Source organism: Bacillus sp. FSL H8-0534 (genome assembly GCF_038005885.1).
In the GTDB taxonomy this organism is placed as follows: Bacteria; Bacillota; Bacilli; order Bacillales; family Bacillaceae_G; genus Bacillus_A; species Bacillus_A pseudomycoides.
This window is the reverse complement of sequence record NZ_JBBOUC010000001.1, coordinates 443,806-459,884: the sequence shown is the minus strand read 5'-3', so window position 1 is coordinate 459,884 and position 16,079 is coordinate 443,806. Positions and strand designations below refer to the sequence as shown.

General features: G+C 33.4%; 16 protein-coding genes and 1 other annotated feature. Of the genes, 7 read left to right on the top strand and 9 right to left on the bottom strand.

Annotation, left to right across the window (positions count from 1 at the left end; all coding sequences use genetic code 11):
* Positions 1-93: 93 nt before the first annotated feature.
* From MHH71_RS02585 to MHH71_RS02570, 4 genes are all read right to left on the bottom strand, one after another.
* Complete coding sequence (locus MHH71_RS02585) at positions 94-2,037, bottom strand: ABC transporter permease (protein WP_033798904.1); 1,944 nt, start codon at positions 2,035-2,037, stop codon at positions 94-96.
* Positions 2,012-2,782 (bottom strand): ABC transporter ATP-binding protein, encoded by a 771-nt coding sequence (locus MHH71_RS02580; protein WP_016131456.1) that lies wholly within the window; start codon positions 2,780-2,782, stop codon positions 2,012-2,014. The genes MHH71_RS02585 and MHH71_RS02580 overlap by 26 nt, the downstream gene beginning before the upstream one ends.
* Positions 2,783-2,926: 144 nt before the next feature.
* Positions 2,927-3,910, bottom strand: coding sequence for a sensor histidine kinase (locus MHH71_RS02575; RefSeq protein ID WP_033796166.1), 984 nt, complete (start codon positions 3,908-3,910; stop codon positions 2,927-2,929).
* Entirely contained in the window at positions 3,907-4,614 is a 708-nt protein-coding gene (locus MHH71_RS02570) for a response regulator transcription factor (protein WP_006094997.1), read from the bottom strand. The genes MHH71_RS02575 and MHH71_RS02570 overlap by 4 nt, the downstream gene beginning before the upstream one ends.
* A 209-nt stretch (positions 4,615-4,823) precedes the next feature.
* On the opposite strand from MHH71_RS02570, the gene MHH71_RS02565 reads away from it, so the two are divergent.
* From MHH71_RS02565 to MHH71_RS02545, 5 genes are all read left to right on the top strand, one after another.
* Complete coding sequence (locus MHH71_RS02565; RefSeq protein WP_033798905.1) at positions 4,824-5,966, top strand: DUF418 domain-containing protein; 1,143 nt, start codon at positions 4,824-4,826, stop codon at positions 5,964-5,966.
* 124 nt (positions 5,967-6,090) lie between these two features.
* Positions 6,091-7,209 (top strand): sensor histidine kinase, encoded by a 1,119-nt coding sequence (locus tag MHH71_RS02560; RefSeq protein ID WP_006094999.1) that lies wholly within the window; start codon positions 6,091-6,093, stop codon positions 7,207-7,209.
* A gap of 34 nt (positions 7,210-7,243) precedes the next feature.
* Positions 7,244-7,849 carry a response regulator transcription factor gene (locus tag MHH71_RS02555; protein ID WP_006095000.1) on the top strand — a complete coding sequence of 202 codons (606 nt, stop codon included), beginning with the start codon at positions 7,244-7,246 and terminating at the stop codon, positions 7,847-7,849.
* 205 nt (positions 7,850-8,054) lie between these two features.
* Entirely contained in the window at positions 8,055-8,693 is a 639-nt protein-coding gene (locus MHH71_RS02550) for a class I SAM-dependent methyltransferase (RefSeq protein ID WP_006095001.1), read from the top strand.
* A gap of 266 nt (positions 8,694-8,959) precedes the next feature.
* Positions 8,960-9,388 carry a cell wall hydrolase gene (locus tag MHH71_RS02545; RefSeq protein WP_003204532.1) on the top strand — a complete coding sequence of 143 codons (429 nt, stop codon included), beginning with the start codon at positions 8,960-8,962 and terminating at the stop codon, positions 9,386-9,388.
* Between the two features lie 152 nt (positions 9,389-9,540).
* Here MHH71_RS02545 and lysS read toward each other — a convergent pair whose 3' ends face one another.
* Entirely contained in the window at positions 9,541-11,100 is a 1,560-nt protein-coding gene (lysS, locus tag MHH71_RS02540) for a lysine--tRNA ligase (protein WP_006095002.1), read from the bottom strand.
* A gap of 83 nt (positions 11,101-11,183) precedes the next feature.
* Positions 11,184-11,441 (bottom strand) — a binding site (T-box leader).
* Positions 11,442-11,568: 127 nt separating this feature from the next.
* Between lysS and MHH71_RS02535 the strand changes: the two genes are divergently transcribed.
* On the top strand, positions 11,569-12,468 hold the full coding sequence (locus MHH71_RS02535) for an SMP-30/gluconolactonase/LRE family protein (RefSeq protein WP_006095003.1): 900 nt from the start codon (positions 11,569-11,571) through the stop codon (positions 12,466-12,468).
* Positions 12,469-12,690: 222 nt separating this feature from the next.
* On the opposite strand, the gene MHH71_RS02530 is transcribed toward MHH71_RS02535, so the two are convergent.
* Entirely contained in the window at positions 12,691-13,026 is a 336-nt protein-coding gene (locus MHH71_RS02530; RefSeq protein WP_006095004.1) for a hypothetical protein, read from the bottom strand.
* 11 nt (positions 13,027-13,037) lie between these two features.
* Complete coding sequence (locus MHH71_RS02525) at positions 13,038-14,207, bottom strand: ParM/StbA family protein (protein ID WP_003204545.1); 1,170 nt, start codon at positions 14,205-14,207, stop codon at positions 13,038-13,040.
* A gap of 240 nt (positions 14,208-14,447) precedes the next feature.
* Between MHH71_RS02525 and MHH71_RS02520 the strand changes: the two genes are divergently transcribed.
* Positions 14,448-14,852 carry a hypothetical protein gene (locus MHH71_RS02520; RefSeq protein WP_033798906.1) on the top strand — a complete coding sequence of 135 codons (405 nt, stop codon included), beginning with the start codon at positions 14,448-14,450 and terminating at the stop codon, positions 14,850-14,852.
* Positions 14,853-15,091: 239 nt separating this feature from the next.
* On the opposite strand, the gene MHH71_RS02515 is transcribed toward MHH71_RS02520, so the two are convergent.
* Positions 15,092-15,580 carry a GNAT family N-acetyltransferase gene (locus MHH71_RS02515; RefSeq protein ID WP_006095006.1) on the bottom strand — a complete coding sequence of 163 codons (489 nt, stop codon included), beginning with the start codon at positions 15,578-15,580 and terminating at the stop codon, positions 15,092-15,094.
* A gap of 26 nt (positions 15,581-15,606) precedes the next feature.
* The gene (locus MHH71_RS02510; RefSeq protein WP_033799655.1) at positions 15,607-15,969 is read right to left on the bottom strand and encodes a hypothetical protein; all 363 of its coding nucleotides are present in this window, start codon (positions 15,967-15,969) and stop codon (positions 15,607-15,609) included.
* Positions 15,970-16,079: the final 110 nt, after the last annotated feature.

Sequence of the window (16,079 nt, the reverse complement as noted above, 5' to 3'; positions counted from 1 at the left end):
ACTCCTTTCGTTATACGAATTAGTTATCAAGTATACGCTCTAAGGTGAGACTTTATTTCTCTATAATATAATCAAGCCCTATTCATAGTGCTTTTACTGATCCATAGTTCTATAAAGTTTTTGGAGGTAACGCCAACGAGTCATAAAAAAATATAAGATTTGTATACATACAAATGAAATTAAGATGATAATTGAACTATTTAAAATAGAAAAATCCACTAATTGTTGCAGTGCAGTGTATGCGACTGCAGTATGGATTACCGCAACAATAATTGGTAAAAAGAACATGATTAACAACTGTCTTGTTACAACACCTTTTAGTTCTCGCTTGCTTAATCCCATTTTTGAAATCATTTTATATTGTTGCTGATCCCGATCTAAATCTGTATATAAACGGAAATAAATAAAGCTCGCTGCAAATGTAAAGAAGACAATTCCCACTAAAACACTTGCCATAAGTAACAATCCGTTTGTTTGTTTCGCTTGTAACCACTGCAACGTTAAAGCAGCGAAATAATAATTACGCTCTTCACCATCTCTATCTCTATCTAGTATGTTATTTAATTGATGTGAAATTTCTTTCGTTTTCATCCAATCATCTACAACAAATCCGTAAATACGTTCTTTAGAATGTGGTACATCTTCACGGTTAATGAAAGGAATTTTATCATAAACATCATCTTGTACTGCAATTAAAATATTTTCTACTTCATGTGGTAAAACTAAATTCTTTACAGCTTTTTTTACATGAAATGTTTTCATCCAATCCCCATGAATCACTTCAATTTCTTTTTTAAATTCACCATCTTTAAACTCTTGTTTTTGTGCTATCCATCCTGGTACTAACAAAATCTCATCTTCTCTATCAAGCGCTTCCCTTTGATAACCAAGAGCTTTCGCAAGATCATTATATTCACTTAATTTCATAACAGAGACATTACTTTCTGTATATTTAGTAGAGGCAGAGCCCATTCGATAAGGAATATTTGCCTCATTAAGAGATTTCTTAATTACAGAAAGATGCTCATTTTCCATCTTATTTTCTTCAAAACTCATATACGTAAACGTATACGGATTGGTCATTCTTGATAGTTCTTTATTTCCAAGTGCAGCAGTAGTTCCGATTGCGGTGAACGCGACTGCCGAAATAATAGATACAATAAAAAACATCGTTGCATTATCTTTCATTCGATATATCAGCTCTGAAAACGTCAATATATTTGTTTTCTTTAAAAATAAAGATTCTCGCCTTTTGGCAGCTTGCAACAGAAAAACACTGCATTGCGTATACAGAAAATAAGTACCGATTATAACCAATAACACACCTAATCCTAATAATGGAAAAGAGATAATTCTTCTAAAGTTAATATAAAGTACAATTCCATATCCCGAACTGATACTAACAAATGATAGAAGCGATAAAATAATAGAAGATTTCGGTTCAGGTTTTGGTTTTTCTTCTGCTTGAATGAGTTCCACAAGCTCTGTTACTCTTATCATTTTAAAAGTAAACAGTGATACGATTAAAAACAAGAAAATAAATGTAATAATAGTTAATAGTACTGCTTGAGTTGGAATATAGAAAGGTAGTCCATTGTTAATCATTAAAATACTCGCACTAATGAGCAGTACTAATTTTGAAAATATAAGGCCGATCATAATACCTATAAAGATTGAACCAAATCCAATTAACATATTTTCAATGAGCACTAACTTCTTTAACTGCCTCATCGACATTCCTTGCATCATTAAAATACCAAATTCTTTTTTGCGTGTTTTTAAAAATGAGCTTACTGAATATAAGATAAAGAAAAATGAAAAAACAAAAATCAAGCCCTGTGAAATTCTAAACCCAATTGTACCGAGTTCACTTATCGTTTCACTTGTCGATTTCAACTCACCCGTTAAATTAGGATGAAATAACAAAAGTGCATACGTAAAGAAAATCATGATAGAAAATGTACTACTTAAAAAATGAGCGGCGTATGTCCGTTTATTACGAAAAACATTATTAAACGCGAATTGACGAAAAGTCATGCCTTTTCCCTCCTAACAAAGAGAGAACATCCATAATCTTTTGGTAAAAAGCTTGTCTACTTTCACCGCAGTAAATTTCATTATACAATTCACCGTCTTTAATAAAGATAACGCGACTACAATAGCTCGCTGCATATGGGTCATGAGTAACAAGCATCATCGTTGCACGTTCTTTCTTGTTCAGTTCTTCTAACATACCCATCACATCATTCGAAGACTTAGAATCTAAGTTTCCCGTAGGTTCATCCGCTAGTAACAATTGTGGCTTATGAATGATTGCACGAGCAATTGCGGTTCGCTGTGCTTGACCACCTGAAATTTCATATGTTCTTTTATGCAAAATATCCAGAATGCCTAACTTTTCTGCAACTTCTTCCACCCGCTTATTCATTTCCTTTACAGCCACTCCATCTAACGTCATTGGCAACACAATATTTTCTTTTACGGTAAGCGTACTGAGAAGATTAAATGACTGAAAAACAAATCCTAATTGTTGACGACGAAATAATGCTAATTTTTCAGATGATAACTGAAAAGGATTCGTTCCATTTATTAAAATTTCACCTGATGTTGGTGAATCAATCGTCGATACCATATTTAACAATGTTGTTTTTCCACTGCCAGATGGTCCCATAATACCAACGAACTCACCCTCTTGAATAGATAAATCAATATCAGTAAGAGCTTTATAAGGAACTTTCCCCTTATATACTTTACTAATCCCTTTCGCCTGCAATATTTCCATACCACATTCTCCTTTCATTTATTCTGCTTAGTTTGAAGTGTAAAGGAGTTATCTTACATCTCATATTGATTCGTCTTTCATTTACCTTACAACTTTGTAAGATTTCTAAAAAAAGCTGATGAAAAAGTCTATTTCATCAGCTTTTTATGAGATATAGAAAATAATTCGTACAGTTGTCCCTTTTCCAACTTCAGAATGCACTTCTACTTTATGACCTAAATGTTTTGCAATTTCATGCACAAGATATAGTCCCATTCCTGTAGACTCTTTAAAATCCCTGCCATTTTCTCCAGTAAAGAACGGTTGGAATACTCGTGGTATATCTTGTTTTGGTATACCTACTCCAAAATCCCTTACTTCTAAGATGACAGTCTTGTCTACGTTATATGCTTTCATTATAATTTTTTCTCTACTGCCCGCTGAATACTTAATTGCGTTAGATAGAATTTGACCAACTAAAAATTGAAGCCATTTCACATCACTTTCTACCATGATGTCTTTTTCAATATTAACTGCTGGATATACAAAATTCCGGATGAAAAAGCGCTTATGTTCATGTATTACTTCATTTACCAACTTGTATAATTGCACTCTTTCTACGTAGAAATCTTGTGTGAACGTTTCTAGACGTGCCACATATAGAGCCATTTCTAATCCCTTTTTTAATTTATCTGCTTCTTCACCGATACTCTCAAATCTAGAATCAACTTCATCTTGTGTAATCAATTCAATAACAGATAAAGGTGTTTTCATTTGATGAATCCATTGATTCATAAAAGTTAAATGCTCCTCATTTTTACGTTCCTGCACTTGTAACTGATTCTGATAGTGACGGTATTGTACTTCTAATAACTCATGTAACGCAATAGACAGGACTGCAAAATCTGATTTTTGTACAGATTCATCTAATGATTGCATCGGATTTGCTAACCTTTCATAAAAAGACTTATGCGTAAAATAGCGATATAGTAAATACGCAAGCAAAAAACATAATCCTAAAAACATTGCATAAAGCGCAGTTGTCATATGACGATAGCCATCAAACCAATAAACAAGAAAAATGGCGATGAGCTGGAAAGTTGTAAAACATAGAAGCGGAATATGCTCACGTATAAATAGTTTTATCATTTTTCTCCACCGATTTCCCATGTTATATGTAATCGATAACCGACACTACGAATGGTTTCAATTGCCCCTTGAATACCTAATGCTTGTAATTTTTTCCGAACACGCGTTGTATTCACACTTAGTGTATTATCATCAACATATAATTCGCTATCCCAAAGTTTGTTCAATAACACTTCTCTACTTACAACGCGCGGATAATTTTTCATTAACATTTCTAACAAAATCGCTTCATTTCTTGTTACATCAATTTCTTGATTACGTAATTGTAATACTAAACGCTCCGGAAACAAAGTAAGCCCTTGCTGTTCAATCATTCGTTCTTCTATTTTTGGTGCATAGTCTCCATATGCGCGCCTTAGTTGACTACGAACTTTTGCCATTACAACTTCATAATGAAACGGCTTTGGAATATAATCATCCCCACCATTTTCTAGTGCCATCACTTGATCCATTGTTCCTTCACGAGCTGAAATAAATAAAATAGGACACGTAGAAATAGCGCGAATTTGCCTGCACCAATAATATCCATCGAAACTTGGTAAATTAATATCTAGTAGCACTAATTCTGGTTTTTCTTGTGAAAAAATATCTAATACACGTTGAAAATCAACAATAACAATTGCTTGATACCCGTATTTCTCGATATAAGAAGATAATAATTCCGCGATTTTAGGATCATCTTCCACAATCATAATTTTAACCATGTTTTCATTCCTTTCTTATAATCTCTACGTAAGCATATACTACCATATTTTTTCTTACTTATTTTTAAGAATTCATTGCATGACGATTTAAACACTTCATTTTTTCGCCTATATGACAGGTGTCATTTGCTCTAACTGACACCTGTGCATACAAAACATTCCTTTTTAAAGATACAATAATGACAAAATCATTAGAAAAGAGGAAAATAATGAGAACTAACAACAAAAGAATTCGTTTGCTTGATATATTAAGGGGCTTTGCTGTGTTAGGAACACTTGGTACGAATATTTGGATTTTTGCATATCTAGGGGATATTTCTTATATCTTTACGTTCGATCATGCAATTTGGTGGACATCACTTAATGATTTTATTCGGCTGTTCGTTTTATTTTTAGTAAACGGTAAACTTCTCGGTTTATTAACAATTATGTTTGGTGTAGGACTTGAATTGAAATATCAACAATCTTTACGCAAAGGCAATACATGGCCTGGCGTTTACCTATGGACTTCTTTTATACTTTTATTAGAAGGTTTCATTCATTTCACTTTGGTTATGGAATATGATATTTTAATGAGCTATGGAATAACCGCAATTATTGTTGCTTTTATTATTAAACGTGGTGACAAATGGATTAATCGCGCTATGAAAATGATTGGTATCTTTCACGGAGCTGCTATGCTTGTCATTCTTTCTATATTTATGTATTTAAAATTCATAGGAGGGAACATTTCACTAGGTAACGCTAATGAAATTATAGCTCTTTATAGTGATGGAACTTGGTTTGAACAAATCCATTATCGACTAACAAACTTTATCGCAAATCGACTGGAAGTAATTTTTGTTATCCCAATGAATATTTTCTTATTCTTATTCGGGATACGTCTTATGCGCGCTGGCGCTTTCTCCCCTGATGAAAATGGAAAAAGAATTCGCACAAAAATGTTTAAAATCGGTATTATGATTGGCATCCCTCTCAATCTATTAATCTTTATTCCAGGTGGTGTTTTCGATTTACCAGCTCGTTATTTATTTGCACCTTTCCTTTCTATTTTGTATATTGCATTGATTGCTAAAATGATAGAAAGAGTTGAACATTTTTGGTTATGGCAACGCCTTGAAAATGTAGGAAAGATGTCTCTTAGTTGTTATGTTCTTCAAAATATTCTTTCTTCCATTCTCTTTTATGGTTGGGGCTTCAGCCTTGGTGGGAAATTGAACTCATTATCGATTGTCTTTATTTGGATCTGTATCTGTTTCTTTGAAATTTACTTCGCAACATTTTGGCTGAATAGATTTAAGTACGGACCAATGGAGGCTGCCAGAAGATACACAGCTGGTTTAATTAAGTAAAAGCGATTCTTAGTGGGACTTCACCATTTCCACTGAGAATCGTTACTTTTAAGATTTTGTGGGCTTTACCCTGAAATAGGATTTATTACAAAGCCTTATTCCCTCTTTGTAGGAGGAAAGTAGAATGTTTAAAAAAATTTATCCACACGATCAAATCGAAAAGTACTTATACTTAGATATTATTTTTATTGTTCTTTTAATTTACAATGTAATTCGAGCAGAAACGAGCATTAACTTATTCTTAAAAATTGTTCTTTTATTGCTTATTTTGTTATCTTTTTACTTCGAATTGTGGTATAAAGATTGGCGCCTTCTCCTTTCCAGTTTATGTAGCTGCTTATTATTTGCACTACTTGCAATATTCATCGAATCATGGCTACTTTTTTATGGTTTTGTCATCGGGAATTTATTAGGAAGAGCCCAATCTAAATTGTATATCGGCATCGGTACAGTAGGCATCGCAATGATGTTTTTTCTTGTTAGTTGGTATACCTTTGGTCACCCTTTTTACATATTAAAAACTTCTTTGCTTCTTGCCTTTATTCTTCAACTTGTACAACCATTTGTCATCCATATCCGGGAAAAAGCAAAATCTTTACAAAAGGAGCTAAGCGCCGCAAACTCTCAAATTGAAAGATATATTCAAGAAGAAGAAAGACACCGCATTGCAAGAGACCTTCATGATACACTCGGGCAAACATTAACAATGATTAAACTGAAAAGTGAACTGACAATACGATTGATAGAAAAGGATCCACCACAAGCAAAACAAGAATTAAATGATATTTTAGACACATCACGTTTCGCATTAAAACAAGTACGTGAACTAGTTACTGATATGAAATATATATCGATTGAAAGTGAATTAAATCATCTACGTGAGCTATTACATACAGCCGGTATCCAATTTACGACTAATGCAAACAGAAACGCACCTTTGCTATCAAATGTTGCGGAAACAATGGTTGCTCTCTCTATAAGAGAAGCCATTACAAATATTCTAAGGCATAGCCAAGCAAACCATTGTACAATCGTTCAAGAAATGGATACAAAATGGTTTCAAATAAAAATAAACGATGATGGAATTGGCTTTCAACATGAGCCACTTGGATTCGGAGTTCAATCAATTCGGGAACGAATGAAGATGATACATGGCACAGTGGGTATACATACATTAAGAAACAACGGCACAACGATTATTTTAAAGATACCTATTTCAACAAACTTAATAGAAACAAATTAACCTTGTAAAACGATACAAGAAAGGCGGCAGTAAAATGATTCGTATTGTAATTGCTGAGGATCAAAAAATGCTTCGCGGAGCCCTCGTTTCTCTATTAAAACTAGAAGAGGACATTGAAGTGGTTGCAGAAGTTTCAAATGGGCTAGATGCTTGGAACATTATTACAAAACAACAACCCGATGTGTGTCTTCTTGATATCGAGATTCCTGACATCACTGGACTGGAAATTGCAGAAAAATTAAGAACTATGGGACATCCCTGCAAAATAATGATTGTTACAACTTTTGCTCGTCCAGGATACTTACAAAAAGCGATGGACGCAAAAGTAGAAGCATATTTACTAAAGGACGAACCAATTGAATTTCTTATTGACGCGATTCATAAAGTAATGAATGGTGAACGTGTAGTAAGTACAGACCTAGCTGCTACGCTGTTTTTAAAGGAAGATAACCCACTAACTGCCCGTGAAATGGAAATACTCCGTATGGCTAAAAACGGAATGACAACGAGAGAAATCGGTAAAACATTGTATTTAACAAACGGAACTGTTAGAAATTATTTATCATCTTCCATTCAAAAACTTGAAGCTGAATCAAGATTTCAAGCCATTCGTATCGCTGATGAAAAAGGATGGATATGATGTAAGATGCGGTATAGTAAAAGGGATGCTTCTTCTACATCTTTCCTCCCTTTTAAAATACAAGTTTGTTATAAGTTAATTTAAATATTATTTTTTTATATTCAAATTTCTTATATCAAAAAATGCAGTATTTTGGAAGTCTATCCTTTTCTTAAAGCAAGTACTATAATCAAATGAAAATTATAAGAAAGGAATGAGTTAACTAATGAAACAGCAAAAACAATATTGGAACGAGGTTGCACATGAAAAACAATTTACAACTCCCTTTCGATTTGATTTGTTTCAAACACATGTAAAACAAGAAGCGAGTATCTTAGACTATGGATGTGGATATGGAAGAACATTGCGTGAGTTAAGAAAAACACAGTTTACCAATCTTTATGGCGTTGACTTCTCAGAAGAAATGATTAAAAGGGCAAAATTAGACGATATGGGGATTCATTTTAGTGTCATTGAAAATAGAAACCTAGCATTTCCTGATAATTATTTTGACTCTGTACTTTTATTCGCAGTACTAACTTGTATTCATAGTGACGAAGAACAAAGAGCGATTTTAGATGAAATTAAGAGAGTCTTAAAACCTAATGGAATAATTTATATTAATGACTTTCTATTAAATCAGGACAATCGTAATTTAAAGCGATACGACCAATTTTATCAAAAATATGATATATACGGTGTATTTGAATTACCTGACGGAGCCATTTTACGCCATCATAATGAAGAACAAGTAAAGTGCTGGATGAAGGGTTTTAAACAGCTGGCATATGAGAAAGTGGAATATACAACAATGAATGGGAATCGATCCAACGGGGTAGTTTGTATAGGGAAATTAATAAAATAAAACCTTAGAACTTGGAGTATGCTATGGTGATTTATAATCAGACTAATAATAAAAACTTTACACTTGCATATCCCCTCCTTGTTAAGACAACATTCTTTACTAAAGTTAACACAGCGAAAGAAACAATGCTTTTCTTATTCAACACAGACAGAAAATAATCAAACACTTTTATAAGCCAACTATTCTTAAAACACATTTGTAAAAGCACCACACTCATTTTCCTACATAACCTTTACTATAACCACCTCTACAAGGGAGGAACTAATATGGCTCTTATTCCTTATAATGAAAGCGATGTCGATTTATTAGCACGCTTAATCCGTGCTGAGGCTGAAGGTGAAGGTAGACAAGGCGAACAGCTTGTCGGCTGCGTTGTAGTAAACCGCGTTTTTTGTGACTGCTTAGACTTTAAACAATTACGTACCGTAAGTGATGCGGTATATCAAACTCCAGGTGGATTTGAAGCTGTACAATACGGATATTTTTATCAACGTGCTCGTGACTCAGAAAAAGAAATTGCAAGACGTGTGTTACAAGGTGAATGGCGCTGGCCAGCAAGATGGTCCCTTTGGTATTTCCGGCCGACTGGTGCTTGTCCACCGGAATGGTATAATCAACCATTTGCAGGGCAATTTAAAAGCCATTGTTTTTATGAACCAATCGGGGATGAATGCCCGAAAATGTATACGCGATAATAACTTTATAAAATTCACCACATTCTATTAGTTACAACCTTAAGAATTCAAGGACGCGCATATACAAGTCCTTGAATTCTTAGTTATACTATTAATCACCTCAAACACAGCTTGATAATATAATTTGTGTTTGAGTTAGTATTCTACTCTACTTAGTTACAAAAATCCAATAAGGACACTATTTTCTCGGCACCTATTACAGATATAAGTAACGGTATCCGTGGACCACTTGGCTGATTGATAACAAGTCTATAAATGATTCTAAAAAGTAATTTTTGATTCTCTTTCATTATCTTTTTACTTTCATTATGACAAATTTCATATATCTGTTCCATTATCTTTGGACTATCCGCATTTGTAGGAACTATTTCACAAACTTCTAAAACCCACCTTTTCTGTACCTCTTCCAATGTTTCGTAAAACTCCCAATTCTTTTCTTTATTTACTTCAATCATTTTTTGCGGTTGTAAATTTCGAATCCAGTATTCCACACGATTACTTATTTTCATAATGTCAATCAAGCTATAATCTGCATCCACTTTCGCTAATATCTCTTGTAAAATATGAGTATCAAAGTTCACTAATGGCAAGACGCCTGCTACTTGATTAAATTTTGGTAAGCTGGCATTTTCATCACTAACGCCGGAAAGCCTAATTACATCACGGAACTCTTCATTATTTAACTTATTATTTTGACAACCTTCTTTATATCTTTCATACTCAGTATAATTCCGAATCACATCCTCATCCATACCAATATGAAATGCTGCATTTGGTTTATATTTTGAAAACATAAATAGAATGACTTCTGGCAAATACACATTTAATAATTCACTTGGAGTAATGATATTCCCAGCAGAACTTGACATTTTTTGATTATTACCTTTTATTCCAATGAAATCATAGGCAACATAATTCGGTGCCTCATAATTGAAAATTTTACTAGCTATCTCCTTTGAAACATTATAACTACCTGTTTCGGCTGAATGATCTCTCCCACCCGGTTCAAAAATCACATCTTCTATCATCCATCTCATCGGCCAATCAATTTTCCAATTTAATTTCATGTGACTCGTTTGCGTTACTGATAATACATTATGACTCCCACATTCACACTCATATCGGATTGTTTCCGATGTTTCATCAAAATTTGTTATTTTTGTTGAATCTTTCCCGCATTGCTCACAATATAGCGTAATTGGATAAAAAATCTCCCGCTCATCTTCAGATGGTTCACTCGTTTTGAATTTCATTAATACGTCGTAGATTTCTTTTCTTCTTTTTAATGCTTGAAGTATATGTTGATTATATCTCCCAGTTCTATATTCTTCATGTTGATAAATAAACTCCACATCAATACCAAAAGTTTCTAATGATTTTTCAAATTCTTTTTCAAAATGCTCTGCATACGATTTATGGCAACCATATGGATCTGGAATATCACAATATGGCATACCAATATATTTCTCAAATGATGAATCAACGTTTTTCGGAACCTTTCTAAATCGGTCGTAGTCATCCCATGAAAATATAAATCGTGTCTTTTTTCCTAAATCTTGAAGTGCTCTTACAACAAAATAGGTCGTTATTATTTCTCGAAAATTACCAATATGAACAGACCCCGAAGGACTAATTCCGGATGCACATACAAACGTCTCTTTATTTGGATGTTTTTGAATAAGTTCATGCGCGATTTGATATGCCCAGTGCATATAATTCACCTCTTATTAATTTTTTATTTACTCTTCCACTTCCTTTTCAAAACAAAAAAACTCCCACCCCCAAGATTATTCATCTTGAGGACGAGAGTTGTTCACTTCGTGGTACCACCTCAGTTTATTAATATGTCACCATATTAATCTCTTCAGGTACGGCAATCATTTGCTTATACCCTATCTCTATAACGGGAGAACCCGTCGCATTATCCCTAAACAAGTTAGTTCTATGCGCAGCTCCAAGTCTTTTTTCATTAAGATTTTTACCCCTCCTTCTCAGCTACCGGAGTTCTCTGTATGCAATCATTCTTAACTACTCTTCTCTTCATTGCCACTTTTGTTATAAGTTATTTTCCATATAATAATTTATAATGTTATCGTTGTCAAATTTCTCCAAATTAAAGGGTTTGCTACCATTTTCATCGAATATATATAGGTTATCTTTATAGAAAGGAGAAAAATACATTGTTAGGAAAATTAGAATTAGTTATCGATGCTAAAGCAAACTTAGGAGAAGGCCCTTGTTGGGATGAAGAAAAACAAATATTATACTGGGTTGATATTTTAGGGAAAAAGGTATGCATTTATAACCCTATTACAAATATAAATCGTAAAATTTCATTAGACCAACAAATTGGATGTGTCGTTCAAGATGCATCTGGCGGAGTTATATTAGCAATGGAGCGTGGTTTCCATTCTCTTAATCTTGAAACAGAGGAATTAAAACTTATTCATAACCCGGAGTCTCACCTGCCAGAAAATCGCTTTAACGATGGAAAGTGCGATCCCGCTGGTCGCTTTTGGGCTGGCACTACCGATTTATATGGAGTCAGCGCAGCTGGTTCTTTATATTTCTTGGATACTGATTTTAGTGTAAAAAAGCAATTAGAACATGTAAATACATCCAATGGTTTAGCCTGGTCACCCGACCAGCGGTATCTTTATTTCATTGACACACCTACTAAAAAAGTCACTCGTTTTGATTATGATATACACACTGGAACAATTAGTAACCCAATAGATATCATTATTATTCCTAATAGTGAAGGATTACCTGATGGAATGACAATTGATGAGGAAGGCTGTTTGTGGATTGCACATTGGGGCGGTGCTAAAATCACAAGATGGAATCCAATGACTGGCGAAAAAATTCTAACAGTTCCTGTTCCTGCACTCAATGTAACTTCCTGTACATTTGGAGGACCTGACTTAACAGAATTATATATTACTACTGCTAGGACAAGAATGAACCAAGATCAATTAGAAGTTTATCCATATGCTGGTGGCGTATTCCGAATAAAAACACAGGTTAAAGGGTGTCCAACTTATCAGTTTAATCATAAGAAATCGCAGGTAAAAAAATGAATCGAATAGAGTACATTAGACAAGGAAAAAAAGTATCATGACCTTTGTTATGAAGAATCGCTTTCAAAATTCTCCCTCCTTATTTTTTTATTTTAATAAACATCCATTTACCTTCAAAATATTCCGTACTTTCGGTTTGAATTTCGCATGATTAATGGGCAAAAAAAGCCTACCACTTAATCATATTTACAGTGGTAGGCTTTAGATATACTTTTATATGTTTTAAAAGAAGGGACAATCTATTTGATCAATAAATTCCCAAGATTTATTTTCTACACATTCGGCAGGTCCTTTCTTTTCCATTGACACTTTTCTAAGAGGATTTACTTCAAATTTAAACATAGAAGTAGGTTCAATATACATGGAAAAAACATAGCTGCTAGGTAAAGTTTTAGATACATCAATATCGCCTACTTGTTTAAACAATTGCTGGGCACCGTATAAAAAAAATTTTGTTACATCAGATTGCTTATTAATCCATGCGATCATTTCAGAAGATACAGATTTATTTAAATGGATTTTTACCCGATCACCACGCTTATACCGCTTGCGCCCCATACTCACACCAACTAACTAATTGTTAAATTCGTAAATCCCAATTCTTTTTGTTTATGTTCTCTATACCGTGGTGAACATGTGTAAACTAATAATCCACGTGCATTTGTAAATAGAGGGTTATCTACAAATATTACATTTTTCAAACGACCTTTTTGTTTTAAAATAAGTTGCAAACTGTTTTTAATGATGACAGCGCCCCCGCCATAGATAAATACATACGGATCATCTTTCATATCATCAATTTTATTAATAATATCCGTTGCAACTCGTGCAGCTAATCCTAGAAATGCCTGTTGTGACTCTTCTACTAGCATTGCATGCCTTGGGTGTTTCTCATTTAAATAAATTTGATTAAACTCTGTAATACTATCTATTGTTTTTGTCGGATGCTTCCGATTCCATCTTGTAATAATCTGCAATAAAGTTTCTTTAACTCCATAGGACAATCCTTTACTTAATTGCGGTCTAAAATTCACTCCAAATGAAACAACTTCCTCAGTTGTACCCGCACCAATATCAAAAGATAATAATGTTTTATCCACAAAATCAATCTCTGTAATAGCATCTTTTTCACTTGCAACTTTATGTTTTAAAATATTACCTTCCTCATCGTACACAATCCCCCAGGTACCAGACGCCCCTTCTGGTAAGCATTTACAGTACTCAATGGATATATTTATCGTTACATCTCTTCCATTTGGATAATGAAAAATAATTTTATGATTTCCCATATAACGTTTAGCGTTTTCTGCTGCGATTTCTTGCGTAATAGTTTGCATTGGAAGAGCAACTGATAAATCGTAACGAATATTAATATGATCTAATTTCGGACTATGACGCATAGCGCTAATTGCTAAACCTGATAAAATCGTTAGAACCATTAATTCATCTGTAGATTTATTAGACTTCTTCTCTACTTCTGTCCCTTTCAACTGATCATTGATAACCTTTTGCCCAACAATGTAACGTACATTATTCAACATGAGTGAAGATGAATTAATCGTCACATCTATATGATTTTCCACTTCAGATATCGGTACATCCTCTTCGTCTAATAAGCCTGTCGGTTCCCCAATATACAGTGAATATATACTTGGAATATAAATCGGATTTTGGCCTTTCACCATTAACTTTAAACCGTTATTTCCAGCGTCTGCACCCGCTTTTAAAAGTATGGACATATTTACCCCCCAATTTAATCTGACATCCCTTCCAAATATATGCAAATAATAACTTTAACATTCAAACCAAATAGAAATCTTTTTCCTTTCTGTTTTTTAATGTTTATTTCTAAACTGAGAAATAAATAATTAATTTTCATAAATTTATCTATTTATGTAAAATATATTTGACATTACTCCCTGTCATTTTTATACTATTAAGTGTAAATAGTTTTTTACACTTATAAAGAGGTGAATACGATGAATCAGAATAACTTTATTTTCGTAGTTATTATACTATCATTACTTGGAATACTCATACATGGCGCATACAAATATACGACCGAAGGAGCCATTCTCGGAGGGACTATTTTTGGAGCTTCTTTAATAATTAGTTATTTAATAAATCATATGACATGGGGAGATCCAAACAGCGTGTCAGAAGAAAGTCAAGATGAAATGGGACAACAAATTACATATAAAAGTTTCAAAATTGGATATTTTGTATTAGTCGTTATTATGTTTATTTTATTGATTTGGTCAGAAGGATTTTCTACCTTATATTCGCTTGATAATATTCAAAATCTCCCTTTATTTATAGCGCTTTGTTCTTCATTCATTGTTATTCCACTTGTAGAATTCGTTGTTTCGAAACGTTATCAATAAAGGTATACATAATAGGAGAAGGCATTCCTTTACATAGGAATGCCTTCTCTTTCTTCTTCATATTTTTTACAAACTTGTTCTAATGTTGGTCCAGTTCATCAATAAGCCGGTAATGTTTATAATCAATTTCATAACAGTTATTACGCAAAATAGCTATCATTGATATTACCACACTACGCAGCGTCTCTTTTCCTTTTGGAGACCATCTACATTCGGTCGCACGTATACTTGGTGAATTATCAAGATGGTAAATATAAAACAAGCTGCCTTCCAATTGGGCCCATTCTTCTTTGACCTCTATCTTCAAATCCTACTTTTAAATACAGCTTTTGAGCAGGAATATTTTTTTCATTTACAGCTAGTACAATTTCATTTTTATTCGGAAAATAGGATGCTACAAAGTCATGTAATAAGGCTAATCCTTTTTTGGCATACCCTTTTCCTTGTTTCTCGTAATTGATAGAAAAGGCAACTAAAAGTAAAGCATTGGGATTATCTGTGTATTCTGCTACCCTCGTTCCTGATTGTAATGCAAAAATTCCTACTGGTGTATGATTCGCTAAAATAACAATAACATTTCGAGTTGTGTCTTTTTTAGCTTTTTCAAGCAAGTCACTTGGTTTTGCTGTAAATTGAATTTGTTCACTAGGTAAAATAAATGCGTCTATAATTTCTTTATATTTTTCATCATATGGAATAAGCTGAATATCTTCTGTTTGCAAATTCATTTTTATTTCCCCTTTTCTTCTAATTACTAACTTAAACCTTGCTGTGACTTAGAACGTACTTTTCCATCTAAAAAGGTAATCTCAGCAAAGGATTGTGGTGGATTTCCTTTCCAGGCAAAAGTTTGTTTATAGTTTGATGAATTTTCATTACCTTGATTTATAAGTAAATCCCCTTCAAATCCTATTAATTCTTTTACTTCGTTATATGTCATTCCTTCATTTATTTGTGAGAAAATATTCATATCAATTGTTTCTCTCTTCTTTTTTTCTGTGACAGTTGAAGAAGTTGTTGTTTGTTTCTTTATTTCTTTCTTTTTATCACACGCTGTCATACCAAAAATCACACACAGACTAAGACCACAAACTATGAGTGCGCATTTATTTTTCATCATTACAACTATCTCTGGTTTAAAAACGATACCCAAGCATATCTAAATGTAATATATCGCAGAGAAACCAGGATAAACCTCCTTCTTTGTTATGTTTTTTATTCATCATT